Origin of the sequence: Novosphingobium taihuense, assembly GCF_007830315.1 — a bacterium.
Lineage (GTDB): Bacteria > Pseudomonadota > Alphaproteobacteria > Sphingomonadales > Sphingomonadaceae > Novosphingobium > Novosphingobium taihuense.
This window is the reverse complement of sequence record NZ_VLKJ01000002.1, coordinates 247,992-273,616: the sequence shown is the minus strand read 5'-3', so window position 1 is coordinate 273,616 and position 25,625 is coordinate 247,992. Positions and strand designations below refer to the sequence as shown.

The window sequence follows — 25,625 nt, the reverse complement described above, 5'->3', positions numbered from 1 at the left end:
GATCTGGCCTGTGGTCCGGCGTTCCAAACCCGTTCTCCTGCCTGGATTTTTCGTTGCGTGGGCCATTTATGTCCCACGGTGTCATATTGTGCTTTCCTTACGCGCCGGAGCGGCTATCTTGCAAGCGAGAAGCGCAAGAGCAGCGCACGCATGGCGGGAGAGCACTGATGAACGGATTGGGGCAGGCCCAGGGCGGCGTTGGCGGGCCCAGCATGGCGCGCAGCGCAGGGATTGCGCTGGTGCTGCTGCTGTTCCTCGGCAATGCGCTCAACTACGTCGACCGGCAGGTGTTGGCGCTGCTCAAGCCCACGCTCGAGGCTGAATTTGGCTGGACCGACAGCGATTACGCCCACCTCGGCTCCTCCTTCCAGATCGCGGCAGCGGGCACGCTGCTCTTTGTCGGCTGGTTCGTTGACCGTCTGGGCGTGCGCATCGCCTATGCCATCGCCGTCACGGTGTGGAGCGCGGCCGGCATGGCCCATGCGCTGGCGCAGACGGTGCAGCAGTTCGTCGCCGCGCGCATCGTGCTGGCGGCAGGCGAATCCGTCAGCACGCCCGCCGGGCTGAAGGCGGCGGCAATGTATCTGCCGGTGAAAGAGCGCAGTTTCGCCATCGGCCTGATCAACACTGCACCCAACATCGGCGCAATCCTCACCCCGCTGCTGATCCCGCCCTTTGCGCTGGCCTTTGGCTGGCAGGCCGCCTTCTGGGTCACCGGCGCGCTCGGCTTCATCTGGCTGGGCGGCTGGTGGTTGGGCACCCGCAACCTCAAGCCGCTGGGCGACATGCCCGAGCGCGCGCGCGTGCCGTGGGGCGTGCTGCTTTCCGATCGCAAGACGTGGACGGTGATCGGCGCGAAATTCTGCATCGATGCGGTATGGTGGTTCGTGCTGTTCTGGATGCCCGATTTCTTCAACCGCCAGTTCGGCCTGAGCCAAGGCGCACTGGGCTGGCCCATCGCCATCATCTTCACGCTGGCCGCATTGGGCGCGCTGACCTCGGGCGGGCTCTATCCGATCCTGCTCGGCAAGGGCTTCAGCGTGAACCGCGCGCGCAAGACCTCGATGCTTTTCTATGCGCTGGTCGTGCTGGCCATGCCGCTGTCCCTGTTCACCGGCAACCCGTGGATGGCCGCCGTGCTCATCGGCCTCGGCCTCTTCGCGCATCAGGGCTTCTCGACCAACGTCTTCGGCATGACCGCCGACGTCATCCCCGCCACCCGCGTCGCCAGCGTGATCGCGCTGGGCGCAGTCGCCGGCAACCTCTCGGGCACGGCGATCATCGAGTTCGCGGGCTGGTCGCTGACCAATGGCCTGGGCTACGTCCCGATGTTCGCAATCTGCGGCAGCGCCTACCTCGTCGCGCTGGCCTTCATCCACCTGATGCTACCCAAGCTGGAACTGGCGGTGGGTGAGTGACGGCCTGCACGCCCCCGGAAGCTTGATGTTTTCTCTACCCTCGTCATCCCGGTCTTGACCCGGGATTCCGCATCGACAGCGCTGTGCTGTCGCGCAAAGGCAGCGGGACCCCGGGTCAAGCCCGGGGTGATGGCTGGTTTTGGGATTGCGAGTTTGCAGCTTGGATGGCTGCTTTGGGGTGGGGAGCGGACTTCAGACCTATTGCTCTAGCTTGAGCAATGCGTTGGCCACCGCACTCAAATCGGGAAGCCTTTGTTGATCCTGTAGTATTGGCTCAAAGCCCTCTTTCGCTCCGAGATTGCGGTGGGGAGTGACAATCCACTCGCCAACTTTCTCTTCGACGTTCAACAGCTGTGCCGTTGCCATGAACGCCTTTAAGCTCCGAACGCCAGCTGCCTTCAGAAAAGGGTCAAAGAATCCCTTCCATTCGCTCTGCGCTGGGTGCGGAACCATCCACTCAGATCGAGCGAAGGCAATAGCCAATCCGGCTTCAACTTCTTTGTGGTCAGGGCTTGAGCCAAGATTTTGCGGGTTGATCTCCAAGCCAACGCCGCTCGTTGTGCGGACCAATGGCGCGATCAGAACTCGTCCGTTAACGAGATAGGCGGCGACTGACTTCATCATCGTCGCCAGAAAAGCATGAAGAATGGGATGACTGCAACTGCGTCGTCACCGGAACGCCCGCTCTTGACGAGATGGCACCCTAGCCGGCCCACCACCCCAGCCAAAAAAGAGGCCCCGGACTTTCGCCCGGAGCCTCTTCGTGCGCCCAAGGGAGGGGTGGGCGGTTACTGGAACTTGGCGCGCAGGCTCACGCCGAAGTAGCGGTCGGCGTCGCGCGGGATCTGCAGGCGCTGGCCGGCGCTGACGTTGAGCAGCGCATAGGACTTGTCGGTGATGTTGCGCGCAAGGAACGACAGGCGATAGTTGTCGTCCGCGTCAGAGAACCCGACGCTGGCGTTCCAGATGCCATAGCCCGCAATCGGGCCGCTTTCGCCGAGATCGGAGAACTGCTTGCCGACATGGCGGAAGTCGGTGTCGAGATAGAGCTTCAATCCGCCCAGATCACGCTCATAGCTGCCGCCCAGCGTGTAGGTGAACTTTGGCGCCAGTGGCAGGCGCGTGCCGTTGCGGGCGTCAGGCGCGTTGGTCTGTGGATTCGGATTGAACTTCTTGACCTTGGCATCGGCATAGGCCGCGCTTGCACGCAGGGTCAGGCCGTCAACCGGCACGGTCAGCAGGTCAAGCTCGAAGCCCTGGCTGCGCACGGTGCCCGCGTTGGTCAGGTTTGAAACCGGCACGCCGTTAAGCAGCACGAAGTTGTTGGCCTGGAAGCCCTTGTAGGTGACGGTGAAGGCCGCCGCATTGAACTGCACGCGGTTGTCGAGGAACTGCGACTTCAAGCCCGCTTCGAAGGCGTCGGAGATTTCTTCGTCGATCGGGATCGCGTTGGTCGGCGCGGTGTGGTTGAAGAACACGTTGAACGCCGGGCCCTTGTAGCCACGGGTGTAGCTGCCGTAGAGCATCACGTCCTCGGTCGGCGTGATCTGCAGGACGGCGCGGCCCGAAAGGTTGCCGTTGTTGCTCGATCCGGCCGAGGTGTTGGTGCCGTTGCCGCCCGAGGCCAGCGTTCCGCCGGCCGGGTTACCGTTGGTGCCGGGGCCGGTTGCCGGAAGACCCGTAGTGGCGTTGACCGCAGGCGCGCGGGTGTGGGTGTAGCTCAGGTCATCCCAGGTATAGCGCAGGCCGCCGGTCAGCGAGATCATGTCGCTGAAGCGATAGGTCGCCTGGCCGAACACCGCGTAATTGCGCGATTCCACTTCGCTGCGCGAAGTCGCGGTCGGGAAGATCGTGTTGACCGTGTCCGCAAGGTTGCACGGCGTCGCGCCCGATGCCGCTGTCGGCAAGGTCGAGCTGGCGCAAGTCACGTTGCGGCGGGTGAAGTCCTGCTGGTTGTTCGACCCCCAGGCAAACGCGCCCACCTGATAGAAGAACGGCTGGGTCTGGTCAGAAGCCAAGCGCACTTCAAGGCTGAGCTGCTGCGTGTTGACTTCGCCGAAGTCATGCAGCTGGCCGGTGCCGACGATGGCGCGCGGCAGGAAGTCGCCGTCGCGCTGTTCCTCGTTCTTCCAGTTGCGATAGCCCGCGATCACGCTCAGCGTGTGGCTTTCGAACACGTCGAAATCGCCCGACGCGGTCAGGCTCCACTGGCGGTCCTTGGTGCGCGTGACCAGATCGTGGTTGATGTAGCGCTGGTTCAGGCCCTGCGCAACGCCGCCCGGCAGGCCAAGCTCTGCATCGAGCACCGCACCGCGGCTGACCGTAGTCACGTCGGCGCAGCAATCGTCGTTGGCGCGGAAGTAGTCGGCGATCAGGCGGAACTTCGATCCGCCGTTCTCATAATCGAGAATGCCGCGAGCGCCGTAGTGCTCGTAGCCGTTCACCTTGTTGTTCTTGCCGCCGTAGACGTTGGTGATGTTGCCGTCATAGCTGCCGTAGAAGCCGGTGACGCGCGCGGTCAGGCCTTCGGACAGCGGCCCGGAAACCGAGGCGCGCAGGCGATATTCGTCACCTTCATAGGCCTCGACCCGCGCTTCGCCCTGCAGCGTGTCGGTTCCGCCCTTCGAAACGATGTTGACGAGACCGGCCGAGGCGTTCTTGCCGAACAGCGTGCCCTGCGGCCCGCGCAGCACTTCAAGTCGCTGGGCATCGACGAGGTCCATGAAGGCCTGGCCCGAACGGCTCAGCACCACGCCGTCGACTACCGTCGACACGCTGGGCTCTGCCGCCACCGAGAAGGTGATCGTACCGACGCCGCGCATCACGATGGCGCTGTTGGCGCTGGTCGTGCCCTTGCGGAACGTGACCGACGGAACCAGTTGGGTCAGCCCTTCGAGGCTGGTCGTGCCGGTCGACTCAAGTCGGTCTGCGGTCAGCGCGGTGATGGCGATCGGAACGTCCTGGACGTTTTCCTTCACCTTCTGTGCGGTGACGACGATTTCGCTGATGCCGCCCGAGTTATCTTCAGCAGCGTCCTGCGCGTGGGCAGCGCCTGCGAAGGCCAGTGACAGCGCGCTGGCAGACAATGCCAATGCGCGCGCAGATGCGGAATGTATAAGCCTCATGGATCTCTCCCCTGCGAAAAGCGGTCTTCCAAGGGTAGTCATGCTCCCTCGTCGATCGGCCGCGATTGGTGCTTGATCTGCTATGGTGGGATGGATATGTCAAGCGGTGTCAGAAAAACGGACAGAGTCTGCGGCCAATGTGCCACACTGGCCGTTCAGGGATGAGGAAAGCACTGTTGGAACTCCGGCTGCACGCCGAAAACAAAGGATTTTCTCTCCGCGCTGGGGAGCAAGTCGTGCTGCGCCACTCCCCCTTATGTCCTGCGGTAGTCATGGCATGCGGACAGCCAACCGTGGCTATGTATCGCGGCAACTTCGCCATTTCTGACGCGCCGACCGGCGAGATCGCGCCCACCGCCTGGCAGGAAATCGACGGCGGCATCGAACTGCTTGATGCCGAACTGTCTGATGGGGGCCGCCCCGTTGCCCGCCTGACCTTCTCGGGCACCGGACTCGAAGTCCGCTCGCTCCTTCCCGGCCATGACCGTCTCCACGTCCGCTTCCACGCCGAACCCGGCGAATGCGTCTGGGGTGGCGGAGAGCAGATGAGCTATCTCGCTCTCAATGGGCGGAAATTCCCGATCTGGACGAGCGAGCCCGGCGTCGGGCGCGACAAGTCGACCGAGCTCACCCGGATCATGGACGCCGAGGGCATGGCCGGCGGCGATTACTGGAACACCAACTACCCGCAGCCCACCTTCCTGACCTCGCGCTGGCTCGCCATCCACCTCGATGCCAGCTGCTACAGCGTCCTCGATTTCACGCAGGACGACAGCCACCTGGTCGAAGTGTGGAGCAACACGGCGCGCTTCGAGATCTTCGCCGCCGATGGTCCGCAAGACCTCGTCGGCCAGCTCTCCACCCGCTTCGGCCGCCAGCCCGAACTGCCCGACTGGGCCATCGGCGGCGCAATCGTCGGCCTGAAATCGGGCGCGTCCAGCTTCGACCGGCTCGAACAGTTCATCGCGGCAGGCGCTGCCGTCTCGGGCCTGTGGTGCGAGGACTGGGCGGGCATCCGCGAAACCACCTTCGGCCGCCGCCTGTTCTGGGATTGGCACTCCGGAGCGCGCAGCGCGCAGCGCTACCCCGATCTTCGCGCGAAGATCCGGCAGCTCGAGGCCCGCGACATCCGCTTCCTGGCCTACGCCAACCCCTATATCGCGGTCGATGGCGACCTGTATGACGAAGCGCGCAGCGGCGGTCACTTCTGCCTCAACCAGACGTCCGACGAGGTCCACCTCGTCGATTTCGGCGAGTTCGATTGCGGCGTGGTCGATTTTACCCGCCCGGAAACCCGCGCCTGGTTTGCCGAGCGCGTGCTGGGCCGCGAAATGCTCGACATCGGCATCTCTGGCTGGATGGCCGATTTCGGCGAGTACCTGCCGACTGATCTGCGCCTTGCCGATGGTTCCGATCCGATGGAAGCGCACAACCGCTGGCCGGTGCTCTGGGCAGAGGTGAACGCCATGGCGCTGGCATCGCGCGGCAAGACCGGCGATGCGCTGTTCTTCATGCGCGCCGGGTTTTCGGGCGTGCAAGGCTTCTGCCCGCTGCTCTGGGCCGGTGACCAGTCAGTCGATTTCACCCGCCACGATGGCATCGGCACGGTCGTCACCGGCGCGCTCTCGGCAGGGCTTGTCGGCAATGCCTACAGCCACTCAGATTGCGGCGGCTACACCTCGCTCCATGGCAATGTTCGCACTGCAGAGCTGATGCAGCGCTGGTGCGAGCTTGCCGCCTTCGCGCCGGTCATGCGCAGCCACGAAGGCAACCGCCCCGACGACAACCTGCAGTACGACAGCACGCCCGAACTGCTCGCCTGCTTTGCCGCATGGAGCCGCGTCCACGCGCACCTTGCGCCCTATGTCCGCCACCTCTGCCAAGAGGCGAGCGCTTCGGGCCTGCCCGCGCAGCGCCCGCTGTTTCTGCATTATCCGCAGGAACCTGCGCTCTTTACGGTGCAGGACCAGTTCCTCTACGGTGCCGACCTGCTGGTGGCTCCGGTGATCGAGGAGGGGGCTCGTCATCGCCAGGTGGTTCTTCCCGGAACCGGACCCTGGCGGCATTGCTGGTCGGGCGAGGACTTCGCCCCCGGCACGCACGACATCCCTGCGCCCATCGGCCAGCCGCCGGTTTTCTTCCGTCCGGACAGCGCGTTCGCGCCACTGTTCGAGGGGATCAAGGGGGCATTGGCAGAATGAGCGAGCGGTCAAACATCAGGGACGTTGCGGCAAGGGCCGGGGTGGCGGTGAAAACCGTCAGCCGCGTGCTCAACGGCCATCCCTATGTCAGTGCCGATACCAAGGCCCGGGTCGAGGAAGCCATGCGCGCGCTCGATTTCCGTCCGAGCGTCGCCGCGCGCATCCTCTCGGGCGCCAAGTCGAACCAGATCGCCCTGATCTACGACAATCACAGCCCTTACTACATGTTCCAGATCCAGTCCGGCTGCTGGGACTTCTGCCGTTCGAACGGCATCCGCCTGCTCGCCCAGCCGGTCGACGTGGCCGACCCTCAGGTGGGCGAACAGGTACGCGGCCTCGTGAGCGAGACTCACGTCGACGGGATCATCCTGTCCTCGCCGGTGACCGATTGCGATCCGGTGCTGCGCGCGCTGGAGGCGATGGACATCCCGTTCGTGCGCATATCGCCCGGCACCAACCACGCGCTGACCAGTTCGGTGTTCATGGACGATGCCCAGGCCGCCGATGACATGACCACGCACCTGATCAACGCCGGGCACCGCCGCATCGGCTTCATCAAGGGCCACCAGAACCACATGGCCTCGGACGACCGCCTGTTCGGCTATCGCCGCGCGCTCGACCGGGCGGGCATTTCCTACGATCCTGTTCTGGTGCGCGAGGGCGAGTTCGATTTCGATTCCGGTACGCGCGGCGGTCAGGCCCTGCTCGACCTGCCCAACCGCCCGACCGCGATCTTCGCCTCCAACGACGACATGGCCGCAGGCGTCCTTGCCGTCGCGCATGACCGGGGCATCAATGTGCCCGCCGAACTGTCGGTCGCGGGTTTTGACGATACCACGCTGGCCCGCACCGTCTGGCCGCCGCTCACCACGATCCACCAGCCGATGGCCGAGCTTGCCCGCACCGCCACGGAAATCCTCATTGCCGGGGGCGACATCACCCACCGCCGCCTGCCCCATACACTCGTAGAGCGCGCTTCGGTCGCGCCGCCATACAGGACTGTTTCATGAGCCTCTTGCCACTGCCCCCTGCTTTCCGCCCTCTTGGCCACACCGGCATTGCCGTGTCGCCGATTGCCTGGGGCATGTGGCGCCTTGCCGAGGATGGCCGCAGCGCTGCCGATGCGGCAAAGCTTGTTCATGCCGCGCTGGATGCCGGGATCAACTTCCTCGACACAGCAGACATCTATGGCTTCGACGGCAAGGGCGGCTTCGGCGATGCCGAGGCGCTGCTCGGCGAAGTGCTGGCAGCAGAGCCTGCGCTGCGTGGCCGCATGGTCCTCGCCACCAAGGGCGGCATCCTCCCGCCCCTGCCCTATGACCAGAGCCCCGATTACCTGCGCAAGGCCATCGAGGATTCGCTGCGCCGCCTCAAGACCGACGTGATCGACCTGTGGCAGATCCATCGCCCGGATATCCTCGCCCACCCGCACGAGACCGCGCGCGTGCTCGACGATGCGGTCGCCTCGGGCAAGGTCCGCGCACTTGGCGTCTCAAACTACACGCAGGCACAGATCGCCGCTCTCAACCATTTCCTTGGCGAGAAGCTGGCGACCACGCAGCCCGAGATCAGCCCCTTGCGCATCACCTGCTTCGAGAACGGCGAGCTGGACCAGGCGATGCAGCTTGGCCTGACGCCAATGGCCTGGTCGCCGCTTGGCGGTGGCCGTCTGGCAGCGCCCGAAAGCGCGCGCGACAAGGCCGTCGCATCGGCGCTCGATGCCGTGGCCGAGGCGCAGGGCGTCTCGCGCACGGTCGCGGCCTATTCGTGGCTCATGGCACACCCCGCCGGGATCGTGCCGATCATCGGATCGCAGAAGGCAGAGCGCATTGCCGAGGGCGCTGCTGCGCTTTCGGTGCGCTGGACACGAACGGATTGGTACGCCGTGCTCGTCGCGGCGCGGGGCGAGCGGCTCCCGTAACAGCCGCAACAGTTTGATTTTCAAGGCGGACGGCACCGGCCCCACGGTTTTGCCGGTAAAGACCTGCGTCCGCTGCGCAGAAGGAGAGGCAAGATGGCCGAACAGAATTGCGAGATCGCCTGGTTCTCGGCGCTGTGCGACGACGACTACGAATTCCTCGGTGTGCCCGACAAGTATCTCCAGTCCAGCTGGGAGCATTGCCGCAACATCGTGCTGCGCGCCGAGGAAGGCGGGTTCGACAACATCCTGCTGCCCTCGGGCTACAGCCTCGGCCTCGATACCACTGCCTTTGCCGCCGCCGTTGCCACGCAGGTTCGCCGGATCAAGCTGCTCTGGGCCACGCGCATGGGCGAGGACTGGCCGCCGCAGCTTGCCCGCCGCATCGCCACATTGGACCGCATCCTCGGCCCCAACGCTGCCGGGACGGGCGGGCGCCTCAACGTCAACATCATCTCGTCCGACATGCCGGGCGAGACGATTGCCAGCGGCCCGCGCTATGCCCGCGCCACCGAGATCATGAAGATCGTGCGCACCCTGCTCGATGGCCAGCACCTCGATTTCCAGGGCGAGTTCTACAAGCTGAAGCTCGATCCCCCGCGCATCGGCACCCTTTCAGGCAAGTGCCCCGCGTTCTACTTCGGCGGCCTCAGCCCAGATGCCCGCGAATGCGCCGCCGAGGCCTGTGACGTCTACCTGATGTGGCCCGACACCATGGACAAGGTGCGCGAGACAATCGCCGACATGAAGGCCCGCGCCGCCAACCATGGCCGCACTTTGAAGTTCGGCTACCGCGTCCATGTGATCGTGCGCGAGACCGAGGACGAGGCCCGCGCCTATGCCGACCGCCTCCTGTCCAAACTGGATGACGAGGCAGGCCGCGCCATCCGCGAGAAGTCATTGGACGCCAAGAACTTCGGCGTGCAGCGCCAGCAGGAACTGCGCGGCGCGGCCGATGGCGATGGCTTTGTCGAGGAGAACCTGTGGACCGGCATCGGCCGCGCCCGCTCCGGCTGTGGCGCTGCCATCGTCGGCACGCCCGACCAGGTCCTTGCAAAGCTGCGCGCCTATCAGGCCGAAGGCATCGAGGCCTTCATCCTCTCGGGCTATCCGCACGTCCAGGAAGCTGACATGTTCAGCCGCTACGTGCTCCCGCACATCAGCCATGGGCCTCTCGACATCTGACATGGGCAACGTCGTGGAACAGCAGGACCGGATCTTCGACGTCGCCGTGATCGGCGGCGGCGTCAACGGCACCGGCATAGCGCGCGATGCAGCGGGGCGCGGGGCTTGCGTCCTCCTGCTCGAGGCGCACGATCTTGCCAGCGGCACCTCGTCCAATTCCAGCAAGCTGATCCACGGCGGCCTGCGCTATCTCGAACACTACGAGTTCGGCCTCGTGCGCGAAGCGCTTGGCGAGCGCGAGAAGCTCTGGGCCATCGCCCCGCACATCATCTGGCCGATGCGTTTCGTCCTGCCGTGGGTGCAGGGCCTGCGCCCGCGCTGGCTGCTGCGCCTTGGCCTGTTCCTCTACGACCACCTCGGCAAGCGCAGGCTGCTCCCCGCGACGGAGACTATCCGGCTCGACCGCCACCCCGCTGGCAAGCCGCTCAAGCCCGAGTTCGTCCACGGCTTCGTCTATTCCGATGGCTGGGTCGATGACGCGCGCCTCGTCGTGCTCAACGCCCGCGACGCGGCAGACAAAGGCGCCGAAATCCGCACACGCTGCCCGGTCGAAACGCTGACGCGCGAGGGTGATCTCTGGCGCATCGAAACCGCGCAAGGCACTTTCCGCGCCCGCGCGGTGATCAACGCAGCGGGCCCCTCGGTCCTCTCGATCCTCGACCGCAGCGGCGAGCAGCACAGCCAGTCGATCCGCCTCGTGCGCGGCTCGCACATCGTCGTGCCCAAACTGTTCGACCACCCCCACCCCTACTTCTTCCAGCTCCCCGATGGCCGCATCTTCTTCGCCATCCCCTACGAGCACGACTTCACCCTGATCGGCACGACCGACCGCGACCACATGCCGGGCACCCCCATCGTCGCCAGCGCCGAGGAGATCGCGTACCTGTGCGAAGGCGCCAGCCGCTTTTTCGCCAAACCGGTCACGCCCGCCGATGTCGTCTGGACCTATTCCGGCGTCCGCCCGCTCGTCGACGATGGCTCGGGCAAGCCGGAAGCTGCCACGCGCGGCTATCGCTTCGAACTCAGCCCCGAAGACGAAGGCGCACCGATCCTCTCGGTCTTCGGCGGCAAGATCACCACCTTCCGCACCCTTTCGGAGGAAGCGGTGGACCGCATGGCCACACGCATCCCCGCCCTTTCCGCACCGCACTGGACCGATGCCAAGCCCCTGCCCGGCGGCGATTTCGGCGTGCACGAGGTGGACAGCCGCATCGCCGATCTCAGGGCGCGCTACCCCTTCCTCGAACCCGCCTGGGCCGAACGCCTGATCCACTGCTACGGCTCGCTTGCGCCTGCGGTCCTTGGCGATGCGCAAGGACTGCAGGATTGCGGCCAGCATTTCGGCCACGGCCTCACTGCGCGCGAAGTGCAGTACCTGATTGCGCGCGAATGGGCGGTCGAGGCAGAAGACGTGTTGTGGCGGCGCACCAAGCTTGGCCTGCGCCTGTCAGCGCAGCAGCAGGAAAGCCTGCGCCGCTTCATGGGAGAGAATGCCGCGAAATGAGCGATGACCAATGCATCCTCGTGCTCGACGAGGGCACCACCTCCACCCGCGTGATCCTCTATTCCGCAGCCGGTGACGTCCTCGCCATCGCGCAGGAGGAACTGACCCAGCATTACCCCGCCCCCGGCCTCGTCGAGCATGACGCATCTGAGATCTGGGAGCGCACGCTGCGCTGCGCCCGCGCCATGGTCGAACGCGCTGGCAGCCCCTCGCACATCGCCGGGATCGGCGTCACCAACCAGCGCGAGACGATCGTCGCGTGGGACAGCAAGACCGGCGAACCCGTCACCCGCGCCATCGTCTGGCAGGACCGCCGCACCGAAGAGCAATGCCGTGCCTTACGCGATGCCGGCCACGAAGCTGCAATCCAGCATACCACCGGCCTGCTGCTCGATCCCTATTTTTCCGCCAGCAAGATGGCGTGGATCCTGCGCAACGTGCCCGAAGCCGCCGCACTGGGTGACCGCCTCGCCTTCGGCACGGTCGAATCCTGGCTGGTGTGGAAGCTCACCGGCGGCCTGCACATTTCCGACGTCTCCAACGCCAGCCGCACCTCGCTCTTCCCCCTCGTCGGCAGCACGTGGGACGAAGGCCTGTGCGATCTGTTCGGCGTGCCCCGGTCCGCGCTCCCCGAAGTCGTCCCCAGCGCGGACGCATTCGGCCGCACCCTGCCTGAAATGTTCGGCGCGCCCATCGCCATCACCGGTCTTGCCGGAGACCAGCAGGCCGCCACCATCGGACAGGGCTGCTTCGCCAGAGGAGAAGCCAAGGCCACGCTCGGCACTGGCGCTTTCATCCTCTCCAACATGGGCACCACCCCGCCGCACTCCACCCACCGCCTGCTCGGCACCGTGCTGTGCGAACTCGGCGGCGCGCGCACCTACGCGCTCGAAGGCTCGGTCTTTGCCGCCGGCAGCGTGATCAAGTGGCTGCGCGACAGCCTCGGCATGCTCTCCAGCTCGGCGGAAAGCGAAGCGCTCGCCCGCTCGGTGGCCGACAGCGCAGGCGTGGTCTTCGTGCCCGCGCTCTCCGGCCTCGGCGCGCCCTACTGGCAGCCCGAGGCCCGCGCCAGCATCACCGGCCTGACCTTCGCCGCCACCCGCGCCCACGTGACGCGCGCGGCGCTGGAATCCATCGCCCACGTGTTCCACGACCTCGCGCGTGCCTATGCGGCAGACGGCGCAGGCTGGGAAGTGCTGCGCCTCGATGGCGGCATGAGCGCCAACGACTGGCTGGCACAGGACATCGCCAATGTGCTCGCCCTGCGCTGCGAACGCCCGACCGATGTCGAGACGACGGCGCGGGGCGCGGCAATCTTCGCCGCCATCGGCGCCGGCCTCTTCCCCGACCTCGCCACCGCCCGCACCTTCATCCCCCGCACCGACGTCTTCGAACCCCGCATGCCCGAAGTGGAGCGAGGCGAACGTCTAGGCGCATGGCGCGAGGCACTGGGCGAGTAACGCCCTCGCCCTCTCCCCTTCAGGGGAGAGGGTTGGGAGAGGGGTTTCCCAGCGATGAGGCCACTTGCAAGCTCGTCGTCATTGCGAGCGCAGCGAACTGCGTCTCCTCGCAATGACGAACGCCACCTTGCGAAACTAGGCGCAAAGCCCGCGGATATAGGCAAACGCCTCGGCCGAAGGCTTCGTGGGCTGCAGTTCCAGACCTACCGTGCCCTTGTACCCCACGCGCTCGAACATCGCCAAAGCGCCCGGCCAGTCGATCTTGCCAGACCCCGGCTCGCCGCGGCCCGGTGCGTCGGCCACCTGCACATGCACTACCTGATGCATCGCGGCAGACAGCGCGGCCTCGGGGTCTTCGCCTTCCACCACCGAGTGGTAAAGGTCATAGAGCACCTTCACGCGCGGGTGCGCCACCATGTCGGCCACCACCACGCTATCCTCGGTCGTCGAACACAGCACGCCCGGATGATCGAAGCGCGTGTTGGCGGATTCGAGCAGGATCATGACGTCCAGCTCCTCGGCAATCGGCACCAGCTTGCGCAGGGCATCGGCAAAGATGCCAAGCTGCACCGGACGCTTGAGCCACGGCACGCCGCGCCCCGATGTCACCACCACGTTCGAACAACCCAGCGATTTCGCCGCCGAAGCCGCGTCGCGGAACACTTCGAGGAAACCCTCGTGCGTTGCAGGATCGACCAGCTGCGTCACATAGTCCGCCACCGTGCTGACCAGTTCGACGCCATGGGTCTCCAGCGCCGCCTTGATCGCCGCCAGATCGCGCCCCTTGAGCAGGAAAAGCTCGACCTTGCGGAAGCCCGCTGCCGCCGCCGCCGCAATGCGGTCCTCGATCTTGTCGCCCGCTTCGGTGAAGCCGTACTCAAGGTTTACCGAGAGATCGAAAGCCATGGCTCAGGCCCCCCAGATGCGGCGGGCCATCGCCTGATGGCGGCGGACCTGCTCGAAGGCATCGCGCGTGTCATAGGCATGGCCTTCCCATTCGGAGACCATCGTGCCGGTGAACCCGCCGTCCTTGAACAGCGGCAGGATCGTGTCGTAGTCGATCGCTTCCTCGACCAGATCCTCGCTCACGCCATAGAACTTGCCGTGGATGTGGATCGTGCGATCGACCAGCGCGGCCCAGCTCTTGGGATCGTGGTTGGAGAGGATGAAGAACGCAAGGCACGCGGCCTGGATTTCCATCGGCCCATGACCCTTCGCCACGGCCCATTCGCGCAAGCGCCCGGCCTTCTCGTGGCTCATGCCGCCTTCGAGCCAGACTTCCTTCAGCTTGTCGAGCAGGTCTTCCTTGGCCCCCTTGGCGCGCGCGGCGTCGAGCATCGATTCAGGGATGCGGCTCGCCGTGCCGCCGAAGTCGGGAATCCAGCCGAGGTACGGCGTGTTCAGCTTGTCGTACATCTCGCCATAGGCCTGCACGGCAGGGTGCCCTGCCCACATCGGCGCGTGGACTTCCACGCCCATGCGGATGTCCAGCTCCTCGGCATAGGGCGCGATTTCGGGCAGAAGGTGCACCGGCAGCGCGAACTGGTAGCGCACGAGGCTGAAGCCCATCTTCTTGGCCGAGCGCAGCTGGCGCTTGTGATATTCCACCAGCGCCGCATCCTCGATCGGCTGCTGACCGGGCTTGAGAAAGCGGTCGGAATTGATCGCGCACGAAACGGGGTTCAGCCCCGTCTCGGCAATCATCTGCTTGAACTCTTCGGCAAACTTGTCCGAAACGTCCGGAAATTCGCGGAAGTTCTGGAAGCCGATGATCTCGATGTTCGGGCCCAGCCCGCGCTTGGCGACTTCGGCCAGCAGCGTATCGAGTTCGAATTGGCGGGTCAGGAACTCGTTGGTGAACGAATAGAGCGTGACGCCGGTCTGCGGGCCGGTTGCGGTATTAGCCATTGTGCAAATCCTCTCAGGCAGCAGCGACGGTAAGGGTCGACGTCTGCGGATTGGTCCGCTTCATGCCGGGAATGTAGGGCGGGCTGACGAACAGGTTCAGCGAGACCTCATGGCTCGAACCCGCGTCCGCGTTCAGCGAAGGCAGCACCAGGAACGCCGAATCGCGCACGAACCAGAACGTGTCCACGCGCTCGCCATTGTCTGAAAGCGCCCATTCCTCGCCATCGTAGGAAATGCGCGCATCCGAGAGATCCACAGCCTTTCCATCGATCGTCAGCGGCCCGACCTCGACCACCGAAAACGGCAGCGAGCGATACCACGGCAGGCGCATCGCCAGCTTAAGCCCACCCGCCGTAGCGGCAAGCCCCTCTTCTCCGATCACCCGTTCGACTGGCAGCACGTTCGCTCTCCCGCTTTCAATTAGAATTGTTCTTCTAATCATGGCTTGACACGCGGTCAAGCACTCGGCAGATAAAAACCGAACTTTAGTTCTATTCTAATATCAGCCAAGTTCAATATAGGGGCGGGTGCCAGAGGGTCATGGCGGAATTCGATTACATCATCGTCGGCGCGGGCTCGGCAGGCTGCGTTCTGGCCAACCGCCTCAGCGCCAACCCGCGCAACCGCGTCCTGCTGATCGAGGACGGGGGCGACAATCAGCATCCCTTCATCAAGATGGCCGGCGGCTTCATCAAGATCATGGGCAACCCGGACTATTTCCGCGTCTATCAGACCGAGCCGCGCGAAGGCATGCGCGGCGGCATCCACACCTATGGGCGCGGCCTCGGCGGTTCCTCGGCGATCAACGGCACCTGGTATCTCACCGGTAGCCCCAAGGACTTCGACAGCTGGACCGCGCAGGGCCTCTCCGGCTGGGGCTGGTCCGATATCGCCCGCTGCTACCGCAAGTTCGAGGATTACCGCGAACCCGGCGCCCACCCCGGACGCGGCCATGGCGGCGAGCTTCAGGTCACCGCCTCAACCTACAAGTCGCCGGTGTTCGATGCGCTTGCCGCAGGCTTTGCCACGCAAGGCATGCCCTGGCTCGATGACATCACCACGCCGGGCAGGCAGGGCGTCGGCCGCAGCCAATACACCGTGGACCGCAAGGGCGTGCGCGAGAGTGCCTACAAGGCCTTCGTCATGCCGATCCTCACGCGCCGCAACCTCACCATCGCCCAGCACACCGCCGTTTCGCGCGTGGTGATCGAGCAGGGCCGCGCCACCGGCGTCGTCACCCACGCCCACGGGCAGGAGCGCATTCACACCGCGGCGAAGGAAGTGATCCTTTCAGCCGGCGTCTATGGCTCGCCCCAGCTGCTCCAGCTCTCCGGCATCGGCGCAGGCGCAACCCTCAGCGACCTCGGCATTCCGGTGATCAAGGACTTGCCGATGGTGGGCCGAAACCTGTCCGATCACACCAAGTTCGGCGTCTCGTTCGACCTTGCGAACCACCCCGGCACGAACCGCGAATTCTTCGGATGGCGGCTCTATCGCAATGCCCTCCAGTACTTCCTCACCGGCACCGGCCACCTCGCCCGCGTCGGCATGCCGCTGACCGGCCTCTACGCCAGCGAGGGCACGCCCGAGGACTGGCCCGACCTCCAGGTCGCCGCCGCGCCCTTTGCCATGCGCACCGTGAACGAGATGGCCGCCCGCCCCGGCAGCCCCCTCACCCCCAATCCCGGCCTGACCTTCTCGGGCTACCACCTGCGCCCGAAGAGCCGCGGCTCGATCCGCCTCACCTCGCCGGACTACCGCGACGCGCCCGTCGCCGATGCCGCGATCTGGTCCGATCCGTCCGACAGGGCCAAGAGCCTCGAACTCTTCCGCCTGTTCCGTGCCATCGCCGGGTCCGAACCGCTCAAGGCCTACATCGGCACCGAACGCATGCCCGGCCCCGACGTGCAGGACGAAGCCGCAATCCTCGCCGAACTCGCCAGAATGGTCGAAGTCGGGCTCCACGGCACCGGCACCTGCGCCATGGGCACCGATGAGGCGACCTCAGTCACCGACGCCCGCACCCGCGTCCACGGCATCGGCGCCCTGCGCGTCGTCGACTGCTCGATCATGCCCACCCCCGTCTCCGGCAACACCAACGGCCCGGCGATGGCCGTAGCGGAACGCGCAGCGGAGATGATCCTGGAGGATGCGGGGTAAGGCGTTACGCCGCTCAGCTCATGGTCATGTAATAGGCATAACCCCCGTCGGTTATGTTCAGAAACAGTTCCGGCCCCTTTGCACTGTCGCGCAGCGCGGCAAGCAGTGTCTCGTTGCCTTCATGAACCAGCAGAATACGCGCTGAAAACGGCGCGCGCACGCCCTTGTGGAACGTCGAAGTCCAGAACCCCTGCATCGGCTCAGTTGTCCGCGTAACCGAGATAATGCCCATGCTCATCGTGTCGCGCGCGGCCCCTGTGAGATAGAGCTTGCCGAGGCTGTAGAACACGGCCCCAGCGATCTCAGGGTCTTCCTCTTGCCACTCCCTGCCCCAATAATGGAACGCTGGCTCTTTCATGTCGTCAAAGAAAATGCACAGGCGTTCTTCTACAAACTCGAGTTCGAGCAGGCGCCGCTGTTGCATCATCGGACTGACTACCCCGTCCTGTGAATCGGGATCTGGCGTATGGGGCGATGCCTTGGTGTATCGGAATATCCGGTAGTCTCCCTGAAAGTTCTCCTTGATGATCTGCCTGCTGATCGGCGATTGGCCCATCAGTTCCTCGATTCCACCGTAAACGCTCGGGCCAGCGTCATCACTCAACGACCAGATGAGGCGCTCGCGAATCGACAGGGAAAATTGGGAACTATCGTATTCCGATTCGGGCTTGAGCAATCGGGACAGCGTAGCGGCGGAAAAAACAGCCTTTTTCTGGGGACTTAGCCCGCCACCTGCATATTCGGCACGCAGCCGATCCCGCGCTTTCCTGAAGGCGCCAAGTCCGTCGGCATGAAGTTCGGAGTCCATCGGAACACCCTTTCTCCTGAAATTTATCAAACACGTGTCAATCTTGTAGCCCAAAACCCTTTCACGTGATTGACAAGCCAATTGTTGCAGCGCACAATATCCACAGTTTCATTCCAGCACAGGTCCATCAGCCGGACCAGCGCCGACAAGGAGCCATGCTCCCTCTGTCCCGATCCGCCCGCAACTTCGCGGGCCTGACGCGCGGGCCGGGCCACCCCCGGTCGGACGACTTCTACTATCTTTGAGAACCACCCGACAACGGGGGGCCGGAGGATCGTCATGTCTTTCTTTAACTTCTTGGGACAGTTGCTTGGCAAATGGTTCGATGCCCTGTCGCCGCGCGCAAGAGTCTTTGGTGGCCCGCTCATTTTCGGAGCGATCGGCCTGCTCGCCATGAAGATGGTCTATGATCCGCCCTGCATCAAGGTCGGCCCGCTCGACTTCGTCACCGGCGCAAACCCGAATTGCGTCGTCAAACCGGCGGACAAGTCCGAACCGGAAGCCTCGTCAACACCAACCGACGATTGGTCAGCCGCGCCCTCAGATGATGCCACCGAACCTGCCGAACCGCAGGCAGCGCCTGAGACTGAAGAGATTGATCTTTACTTTGAACGCAACGCTGCGACGATCGTTCGAAGCGAGCACCGGCTCGATCTGATCGGTGCCAATGATCCGTTGCGCGATATGCCCCCTGCGACCTTTGGCTTTGTATTTCCCGGCTCCTTCGTCTCGTTCGGACGCGCGAACCCGGCCAAGGTCCGCGTGCGCCGGATCGCTAAGGCCGGTGATTTTGAAATCCACCATCGCCGGAGCGGCAGGAAATACGTGCTGGGCTATGTTCGCCGCGATATCGCCCGTTGCCTGCAGGAACGGCGGAAGTGCCCGAAAACCTTCCAGTTCGCACCCTCGCCAATCCGCAAGGAATTTGTCCTCGCAGTCGTACCGTTCGGCAAAATCAGGTCGCTTGCGCTGACGGATCTGGAGAGAGAGGGCGGCTTCGTACAGGTGCTCGAGGTTCAGGTTCGGAGCTGACTCTGCGGCGGCTGAAACCACCGTCTCGCGCACCGCGCACCACTCCCACCTTTGTTCGCATCCCCGTTGCCCTGACTGTCTCCCACGTCATACCGTGCTCCTGCCCCCAAGGCAGGAGCCCCCATGCCACGCCGCGCCTTCCTCCTCCTCCTACTGCTGATCGCCCTCCCCGCTCGCGCGGCTCAAGCACCCGAACAAGCGCCCGAATTCTACACATTCGGCGATGTCACCGCCCCCACCCGCGGCCACCCCACCCCCGGCCTCCTCCTCATGGGCGGCGGCAAGCGCGATCGAACCGCGCTGCAATGGTTCTTCGCCAAGGCCGCGCGCGGGCACGTCGTCATCATCAGCGCGTCTTACGGCAAGGACATGGGCGAGGAATTCTTCCGCACGCCCCAAGGCCCCGCTTCGGTCGAAGTGCTGGTCTTCCACGCCCGCAGCCAGAGCGCCGACCCCGCAGTCCTCGCACGCCTCGCCCACGCCGATGGCATCTTCATCGCAGGCGGCGATCAGGCGCGTTACGTGCGGTTCTGGGGCGGCACCGAAGTCGCCCGCCTGCTTGATGCCCATGTGGCGGCGGGAAAGCCCCTGGGCGGCACGAGCGCGGGTCTCGCCGTGCTGGGTGAAGCGCTCTACGGCGCGATGGATGGCGAGAGCATCACCAGCGCGCAAGCCCTGGCCGACCCCTTCGGCCCCGGCGTGACGATCGAGCGCGATTTCCTGCACCTGCCCCTGCTGTCCGGCGTCATCACCGACAGCCACTTTGCCCAGCGCGCCCGTCAGGGCCGCCTGCTCGCCTTCCTCGCCAAGGCGCAGGCGTTGACCGGCAAGTCCATGATCGGCTTGGGCATAGACGAGGACGCTGCCCTCATGGTCGAACCCGACGGCAGTGCCCGCCTCGCCACGCCCCACCCCGACGGGGCGGCATGGATCGCCGGCGGCGCGCTCTTGCGCAGCGCCACGCCCGGCGCTCCGCTCGAGAGCCCATCCGTCACCATGACCCTTGCCGGACCCGGCTCGGTGCTGCATCTTCCCTCGGGCAGGGTCGAAAATCCCGCTGCAACCCTGCACTACCGGGCGAGCGCCGGAAAGCTCGTGGCAACCCCATGAACCGGCCATCAAAGCACGTGGACTGAAGCACCATTTTCAGTCTACAATCGTGTTCGTGGCCACCCCTCCCCTTCCCCTCACAGCGGTTCCATGGACGCCCGCACTGGCCGACAGCCTTGCGGAAGCATCCGCCGCGCTGGCGCGTCTGGACGCCCGCGTTTCGGCCAGTCCCCTGCGCGCCGCCTGGCTCCTGCGCGCCTCATGGGCAGGCTATGCCGCCGCGCTCACCCTGCAACAGTCGCCGGTCGAGGAAATCGACATTATTGCCGAGCGCTGTGCCCTGCGCCTCCCCGGCCGCGCCCTCGTCCGCACCGAGGATGAACCCTTCGCCGCCTACGAGCCATGGGCTGCCCTCCTGACCGAACCCGAGGGCCGCCACTGGTCCGATGGCCTGCCCTTCACCTTCGACCCGCCCGCTGGCTGGCGCGAGGCCCCTGCCCTCGTCCGCGCGCTCCACCTGCTCGATGCCGCCGCCCGCGCCGATCGCACCGTGGCGCCGTGGCTCGCCTTCCCGCTCACCGCGCGCCGCATCGGCCTCACCCGCACCGCGCTGCCCTGCATGGTCCCCGGAGACGCCTCCCAGCGCTTCGCCATTGATCCAAGGCCCGTGCTCCTGCGCCGCCTGCTCAAGACTGTCAGGAAGCAGGCTGAGGACGGTCTGGAGCGCCTTGACCGGCTCGAGGCAACCGCACGTCGCACCGCCCGCGCCATCGCCGCAGAGCACCGTCCCGGCAAGCTCGCAGACCTCGGTCGCATCGCGCTCGCCCGCCCCTGCCTCGCCGCCCGCAGCCTCGCCCCGCTCACCGGCCTCACCGTCTCGGGCGCAGGCAAGCTGCTCGAACGTGCGACAACCCTCGGCCTCCTCGCCGAAGTCTCCGGTCGCGGATCCTGGCGGACCTACGTCGCGCCCGACATCGCCGTGTCCCTCGGCTTGCGCAGCGCCGAGCGCGGGCGTCCCCCATCGGCTTCAGCCCCTGCTCCCGAAGTCGAGGCGATCCTCCAGTCGTTCGACAGCGAGATGGCCGAGATCGAGGAACGCCTGCGCAAGCTGGGCATTGCAGTAGAAGACTGACGCCCTTCTCCCCTTTTTCCCGAAACAAGCGAAGCTTCCTGAACGGGTTAGAGGCTTTTACAGGTAGTTAGAAAAGTTAAGCGCCCCGCGGGGCCTGCCGACTCGCGATGTTCCCACGATTCGCATCGGTCTGCGTGTTCCCGGAATGTCGAAGCATCGTTCCCGAAGGATCGGCGAGGCGTTCCTGAAAGGTCGAAGCATCGTTCCCGGAGTGTCGATGGTCCGCAAATCGGCGTTCCTGTTGTATCGATGGTCCGGAAACGGGGTGTTGGAGAACAGGGCGATTGAATCACTTTCCAACAGAACTCCAACAAGGACGTTCAAATTCTGTGGAAAGCGCGCTGGCGTTGGAACAGGCAGGGATCAGCGTGAAAATGCGCCCGACACTTCGGGAACGGCACGGACTTTCGGAGACGACATTTTGCGAACGCATCAGCGCCGCAGCGTGTGCCCGTGCTTTTCGTGGTGGCGCTTCACGAAGCCGATGAAGGCTTTCTGCCAGTTGGCAGGAAGCCGTGCGGCATCGGCGTTGACCCACTTCTCGAACTCGGCGTGGAGCGTGTGCAAGTCCCATCCCGGGCACGTGGCGCGCAGGGTCTCGATGGTCTCGTCGGTCATGAAGCCGCGCGTCGCCGTATCGCTGAGACCCGCAACCGCGCGCCGGATCAGCGCTGAGGCATCGACGGTCTCGGCGTGCTTAGCTTCGCTGAACTTCGCTTCGCTATGTTTCCCCGGGGAAACACTTTTGCGGGAGGGGGCTTTGACTGGCTGAGGTTGAGCGGGTTCAAGGGCAAGCTCCGCCCCGATCCGCTCGTCATGAGCCTGTCGAAGCACGTCCGCTGCCCCCTCGCCCCGTGGTATTGGCAGAGCGCGGTCTGCGCCGTCCTTGCCATCGATCCGGCGCATGCGGAGCATTGGCTCGCCACCCTTGGCGGTTTCGACGCTGAGGCCATAGCCCGGCAAGGCGTCCTTTTCGGCGAGCTTGAGAATCTCGAACTTGAAGCGGCGGTATTCGCCCTCGGCACCCGATTTCTCGAACAGCGTCGGCATGGAGATGGCAAAGCCCTCCTCCCCTGCCCCGCCCGCGTGCTTGCGCGCCACCTTGTAGAGCCAGCGCTCGCGCCCGCCGGTGATATTGAAATAGGCGCGGTCGATGGAGAGCACGCCGCCCTTCATCATCACGCCTTCCCAGAACCAGTTGGACAACTCGATGGTCATGCCGCGCGAGCGTTCAGTCTTTTCGTCGACCAGCTGCGTCCAGCCATCGAGCCAGGAAAACGTCGCCTCGCGCCGGTTTTCCGCACGGATATTGGTCTTGATCGTCGTCGCCACCAAGCGGTCGAGCGACTGGCCGAGCAGTTCATAGGCGCGCCCCGTGGTCGGCCTGCCGATGGCGCGGAGCAGGTCGTAGGGCATGAGGTTGAGCTTGCGCGGCACGTCGTTCACACCGCGCCGCGCCATGTCGGCGAGTACGCTGGCGCAGTAGATCAGGATGTCGGCGTCCCAGATCGTCGCCATGCCATATTCGGGGCTGGCCGAGACGTGGACCCACAGCTTGCCGTCGGGCGAGGTGTAGTCGATCGGCTTGACCCGCTTGGACTTGGCGAGGCTGAAGAACGGCCGTTCCATCATCTCGCGCTGATCGCGCATCGGCATGTCCGCCACGTAAGGCAGGAACAGGTCGAACTGGTCGCTGGTCGGCGCGGCTCGTGAAGGGGCAGGGCGGGCGCGGGTCAAGGGGAGGGGACTTTCGGGGGTGTTTGGCTTCGCCGGACTTCGCGTGTTTCCCCGGGGAAACATTCTTTGCGAGCGCTCAGCGATGTCGTGCGTTCCGAGTGTTTCCCCGGGGAAACACCAAGGCTGCCACCCTGCGGCGGGTGCCGTTCGATGAGATCAGGATGAGCGGGGGAGGGAGGGCGGCATTGAGTGACAAGACTGCCGTGCCGCGCTCCCGACCCTGAAATCCGCTCAGCCTGTTTCTTTGGAAGGCCCAACGCTGCACTGTGCTTAGTGCCGCTGAACTTCGCTTCGCTGTGTTTCCCCGGGGAAACACGCGTCTTGATCGAGGGGGAAGGGGTGCGCGCGAAAAATGTTTCCCCGGGGAAACACTCCTTTGTCGCTGCTATCCTCCCCCCCTGTTCCATCAGAGCAGGATGCTCCGGCCCTCGTCCTCGAGTTCGGTCAGCGCCTCGCGCGCCAGTTCGAGAAGAGCGTCGAGATGCATGCCCGAGCCTGCGTGGAAGCGCAGGGTGACGCCCTGGCGGTTGATCGAGCGCAAGGTGATGGCGGGGCGTCCGCCGCGACCCGGAATCACGATCTCGCTCGGGGGTCCGTCGGCCCTTGTGGTGCGGGCGGCCATCAGGCGGGCGATGACTTCGTTGGCCTGGAGCGCGGGATCGCCTGCCTTGCGCCGTTCGTCCTGCAGGCGGGCGATGGTCTTCGCCTCGCGCAGGATCGCCGGAGCGAGTTCGCGGTTGTCGAGAGCCTGGGCCAGCGGGTAGGCGGGCTTGAGCTGGACGTCGGCCGGGCTGGCGAAGGCTGCAACCACGGCATCGGGCAGAGACGCCACCTTCAGCATCTTGGAAAGCCAGCCTTTTGAAAGGTTTAGGCGTTCCGCCATGCGGGTGAGGTGGGCGCCGTAGTGATCATAGAGCGCCTGCGCATAGTTGCGCGCGCGTTCGAGATCGGAGACGTCCTTGCGCGCGCGGTTCTCGAGATCGGCGAGGCGGAAGGCGGCTTCGTCGTCCAGCTGGGCGACTTGCGCCACGAACTGCATCTCGGGGTAGGAGTGACTGCGCAGCCACGAGATCGACCAATGGCGGCGTGTGCCTGCGATGACTTCATAGTCATGGTCCGGGTCGCCATCGATGCGGCGGACCACGGCGGGGACTTTCTGGCCGCCCTCGGCAATGATCGAATCGATCAGCTCGCGGCAGGAATCGACCGAGAGGTGTTCGTAGGAGCGGGCGTTGCCCTTCCACACCCGCACCCGCGCCGGATCGAGCAGGAGCTGCGTGACCTGCCGGACCTCACCGCTCGCCACCCGCGCCAGCGCGCTCTCGCGGCCGAGCAGGGTGGTGCCGCGCAGGCGTTCGTTGCGCGCTGCCGGGGTGGGGGAGGGGGGCGGTGCCGCATCCTCGGCCACCACTTCGCCAGCCCCGTCTGACCCATCGGGCGCAGCGGACTTGGTTTCGATGGCTTCCTCGTCGGCCAGCAGGGCGGCGAGATAATCGGATTGCTTACGCGCCATGAATCACCTCTTTGCGAAAGGCGCGGAACATAAAGTGAACATTTCCGTGTAGGAAAGCGGAAACACCCTCACGCATGGATCACGTCCTCCTCTCTGGCCGGGGCGACGCGGCCCCAGCCGGCGCGGACGAGCTGTTCGATCTGGCCCATCGCTTCATCGAGGTTGGCACGGCAGCGCTTATGAGTGCGGGGCGTGCCGATCGGCTTTTCGAGTTCGTAGACCGTCATCATCCGCAGGGCAGCGTGGCTGATCTCGGCGCTTTCGAGGATGGGGACGGGGAGCAGGGCGGGGCCGAAGGTCTGCTCCATGATCGTGCGGACCATTTCATGGCTGGGATCGCCGCCATCGAACTTGGAACAGATCAGGCGGACGAAGGAATAGTCCACCGCGATCCCGGCCTCGATCAGCTGGGCGATGACCTGGTCCATCATCGAGAGGAACTGCACGGTGGAGCAGAAATCTGGGGTGGTGGCGGCCAGCGGCACGAGCAGGGCATTGGCCGCCTGCATCACCGCCAGCGAGATGGTGCCGAGCGCGGGCGGCGGGTCGAGGATCACGATGTCATAGTCGCGCGCCATGTCCATCAGCCCTGCCTTGAGCTTGCGGAAACGCGCGGCGAGGACCGACTGGCCATCGGCACCGGATGCGGCAAGTTCGTACTCCACATCGAACAGTTCGAGGTTCGACGGGATCAGATCGACATTGGGCCAGGGCGTGCGCTTGACCGCGTAAAGCAGGTCGGTCTGCGTGGGGTCGATCGAAAGATAGGGATAGAGCGTTTCGTCGCGCGTGATGTTGAAGTGCGGGTTGAAGCCGAACAGCGTGGTCGTCGTCGCCTGGCTGTCGCAATCGACGACCAGCACGCGATAGCCCTGCACGCCGAAATAGTGGGCGAGGTGAGTGGTGACGGTGGATTTGCCGACGCCGCCCTTGAAATTCTGCACCGCGATGATTGCGGGCACATCGTCGGGCGCGCGGGCAGGGGAGGCGCCGAGCACTTCACGCATGTGCATCAGCTCTTCCATCGAATAGCCCAGCCGCCGCCCGTTCTCGCCCGAAGGGGGAGGGGGCAGGCGGCCATCGTCTTCGGCCATGCGGATGCGATTCGTCGAGCAGCCGAGCAGTTGCGCGGCCTCGGCAATGCCGATGCGGACGTTGAGTCCCTTGCGACTGTCTGGCAGGAAAGCCTTGCGGCGCAGGCGCTCGATCATCTTCTCGCCCGCTGAGGCAAGATCGCCGATCTGGCTGACTATTGAATTCGGATCCGACATCGCCCGCCTGTTTGAAGCTGTTTGGGCGAGTGGTTAACCGATTTCCTTCAATTGCGCAATGAGGTGGCGAAACATCTCAAGAACGCGATGATCGACGCGTTTTGCATGCCGAAGGGAGTGTGCGCGCACCTGCGGGTTCTGCCCATTCTTGGGCTACTGGGTCAACCCCGCGCGCGAGTGGCTAAGGCATTGCAAGAATTGGC

General features: G+C 65.0%; 20 protein-coding genes. 11 read left to right on the top strand and 9 right to left on the bottom strand.

The window, feature by feature from the left end; genetic code table 11:
- The first annotated feature begins 212 nt into the window (after window positions 1–212).
- The gene (locus IQ25_RS06220) at window positions 213–1,418 is read left to right on the top strand and encodes an MFS transporter (protein ID WP_144904231.1); all 1,206 of its coding nucleotides are present in this window, start codon (window positions 213–215) and stop codon (window positions 1,416–1,418) included.
- Between the two features lie 198 nt (window positions 1,419–1,616).
- Here the strand turns inward: IQ25_RS06220 and IQ25_RS06215 are convergent, their stop codons facing one another.
- Entirely contained in the window at window positions 1,617–2,039 is a 423-nt protein-coding gene (locus tag IQ25_RS06215) for a hypothetical protein (protein WP_144903824.1), read from the bottom strand.
- A gap of 167 nt (window positions 2,040–2,206) precedes the next feature.
- Entirely contained in the window at window positions 2,207–4,543 is a 2,337-nt protein-coding gene (locus IQ25_RS06210; protein WP_144903821.1) for a TonB-dependent receptor, read from the bottom strand.
- A 161-nt stretch (window positions 4,544–4,704) separates the two neighbouring features.
- Between IQ25_RS06210 and IQ25_RS06205 the strand changes: the two genes are divergently transcribed.
- The 6 genes from IQ25_RS06205 to IQ25_RS06180 all read left to right on the top strand — a co-directional run bounded on the left by IQ25_RS06205 (window position 4,705) and on the right by IQ25_RS06180 (window position 12,811).
- Window positions 4,705–6,744 carry an alpha-glucosidase gene (locus IQ25_RS06205; RefSeq protein WP_144903818.1) on the top strand — a complete coding sequence of 680 codons (2,040 nt, stop codon included), beginning with the start codon at window positions 4,705–4,707 and terminating at the stop codon, window positions 6,742–6,744.
- Window positions 6,741–7,754 (top strand): LacI family DNA-binding transcriptional regulator, encoded by a 1,014-nt coding sequence (locus IQ25_RS06200; protein ID WP_144903815.1) that lies wholly within the window; start codon window positions 6,741–6,743, stop codon window positions 7,752–7,754. The genes IQ25_RS06205 and IQ25_RS06200 overlap by 4 nt, the downstream gene beginning before the upstream one ends.
- Window positions 7,751–8,665 (top strand): aldo/keto reductase, encoded by a 915-nt coding sequence (locus tag IQ25_RS06195; RefSeq protein ID WP_144903812.1) that lies wholly within the window; start codon window positions 7,751–7,753, stop codon window positions 8,663–8,665. Before IQ25_RS06200 ends, IQ25_RS06195 begins: the two co-directional genes overlap by 4 nt.
- A 93-nt stretch (window positions 8,666–8,758) precedes the next feature.
- A complete protein-coding gene (locus IQ25_RS06190; protein ID WP_144903810.1) occupies window positions 8,759–9,847 on the top strand; it encodes an LLM class flavin-dependent oxidoreductase in 1,089 nt (362 codons plus the stop codon).
- Window positions 9,828–11,351, top strand: a complete 1,524-nt coding sequence (gene glpD / locus IQ25_RS06185) for a glycerol-3-phosphate dehydrogenase (protein WP_258536965.1) — start codon at window positions 9,828–9,830, stop codon at window positions 11,349–11,351. Before IQ25_RS06190 ends, glpD begins: the two co-directional genes overlap by 20 nt.
- Window positions 11,348–12,811 carry a glycerol kinase gene (locus IQ25_RS06180; RefSeq protein ID WP_144903807.1) on the top strand — a complete coding sequence of 488 codons (1,464 nt, stop codon included), beginning with the start codon at window positions 11,348–11,350 and terminating at the stop codon, window positions 12,809–12,811. The genes glpD and IQ25_RS06180 overlap by 4 nt, the downstream gene beginning before the upstream one ends.
- 135 nt (window positions 12,812–12,946) lie before the next feature.
- On the opposite strand, the gene IQ25_RS06175 is transcribed toward IQ25_RS06180, so the two are convergent.
- From IQ25_RS06175 to IQ25_RS06165, 3 genes are read right to left on the bottom strand one after another with little or no spacing between them, the layout of a single operon-like run.
- A complete protein-coding gene (locus IQ25_RS06175) occupies window positions 12,947–13,717 on the bottom strand; it encodes a TIM barrel protein (protein ID WP_144903804.1) in 771 nt (256 codons plus the stop codon).
- A gap of 3 nt (window positions 13,718–13,720) precedes the next feature.
- Window positions 13,721–14,719: a sugar phosphate isomerase/epimerase family protein gene (locus IQ25_RS06170; protein ID WP_144903802.1), complete on the bottom strand. Its 999-nt coding sequence runs from the start codon at window positions 14,717–14,719 to the stop codon at window positions 13,721–13,723.
- 13 nt (window positions 14,720–14,732) lie between these two features.
- Window positions 14,733–15,119 (bottom strand): C-glycoside deglycosidase beta subunit domain-containing protein, encoded by a 387-nt coding sequence (locus IQ25_RS06165; RefSeq protein WP_144903799.1) that lies wholly within the window; start codon window positions 15,117–15,119, stop codon window positions 14,733–14,735.
- 140 nt (window positions 15,120–15,259) lie between these two features.
- On the opposite strand from IQ25_RS06165, the gene IQ25_RS06160 reads away from it, so the two are divergent.
- Complete coding sequence (locus IQ25_RS06160) at window positions 15,260–16,879, top strand: GMC family oxidoreductase (protein WP_144903796.1); 1,620 nt, start codon at window positions 15,260–15,262, stop codon at window positions 16,877–16,879.
- A 13-nt stretch (window positions 16,880–16,892) separates the two neighbouring features.
- Here IQ25_RS06160 and IQ25_RS06155 read toward each other — a convergent pair whose 3' ends face one another.
- A complete protein-coding gene (locus tag IQ25_RS06155) occupies window positions 16,893–17,687 on the bottom strand; it encodes a hypothetical protein (RefSeq protein WP_144903793.1) in 795 nt (264 codons plus the stop codon).
- A 399-nt stretch (window positions 17,688–18,086) separates the two neighbouring features.
- Between IQ25_RS06155 and IQ25_RS06150 the strand changes: the two genes are divergently transcribed.
- From IQ25_RS06150 to IQ25_RS06140, 3 genes are all read left to right on the top strand, one after another.
- Window positions 18,087–18,719 (top strand): hypothetical protein, encoded by a 633-nt coding sequence (locus tag IQ25_RS06150; RefSeq protein WP_144903790.1) that lies wholly within the window; start codon window positions 18,087–18,089, stop codon window positions 18,717–18,719.
- Between the two features lie 123 nt (window positions 18,720–18,842).
- Window positions 18,843–19,829 (top strand): cyanophycinase, encoded by a 987-nt coding sequence (locus IQ25_RS06145; RefSeq protein ID WP_144903787.1) that lies wholly within the window; start codon window positions 18,843–18,845, stop codon window positions 19,827–19,829.
- 55 nt (window positions 19,830–19,884) lie between these two features.
- Window positions 19,885–20,901 (top strand): hypothetical protein, encoded by a 1,017-nt coding sequence (locus tag IQ25_RS06140; protein ID WP_144903784.1) that lies wholly within the window; start codon window positions 19,885–19,887, stop codon window positions 20,899–20,901.
- Between the two features lie 432 nt (window positions 20,902–21,333).
- Here the strand turns inward: IQ25_RS06140 and IQ25_RS06135 are convergent, their stop codons facing one another.
- The 3 genes from IQ25_RS06135 to IQ25_RS06125 form a co-directional block, all read right to left on the bottom strand.
- Window positions 21,334–22,557 (bottom strand): replication initiator protein A, encoded by a 1,224-nt coding sequence (locus tag IQ25_RS06135; RefSeq protein ID WP_246415669.1) that lies wholly within the window; start codon window positions 22,555–22,557, stop codon window positions 21,334–21,336.
- Between the two features lie 487 nt (window positions 22,558–23,044).
- Entirely contained in the window at window positions 23,045–24,151 is a 1,107-nt protein-coding gene (locus IQ25_RS06130; protein ID WP_144903779.1) for a ParB/RepB/Spo0J family partition protein, read from the bottom strand.
- A gap of 68 nt (window positions 24,152–24,219) precedes the next feature.
- On the bottom strand, window positions 24,220–25,422 hold the full coding sequence (locus tag IQ25_RS06125) for an AAA family ATPase (RefSeq protein WP_144903776.1): 1,203 nt from the start codon (window positions 25,420–25,422) through the stop codon (window positions 24,220–24,222).
- Window positions 25,423–25,625 lie beyond the last annotated feature (203 nt).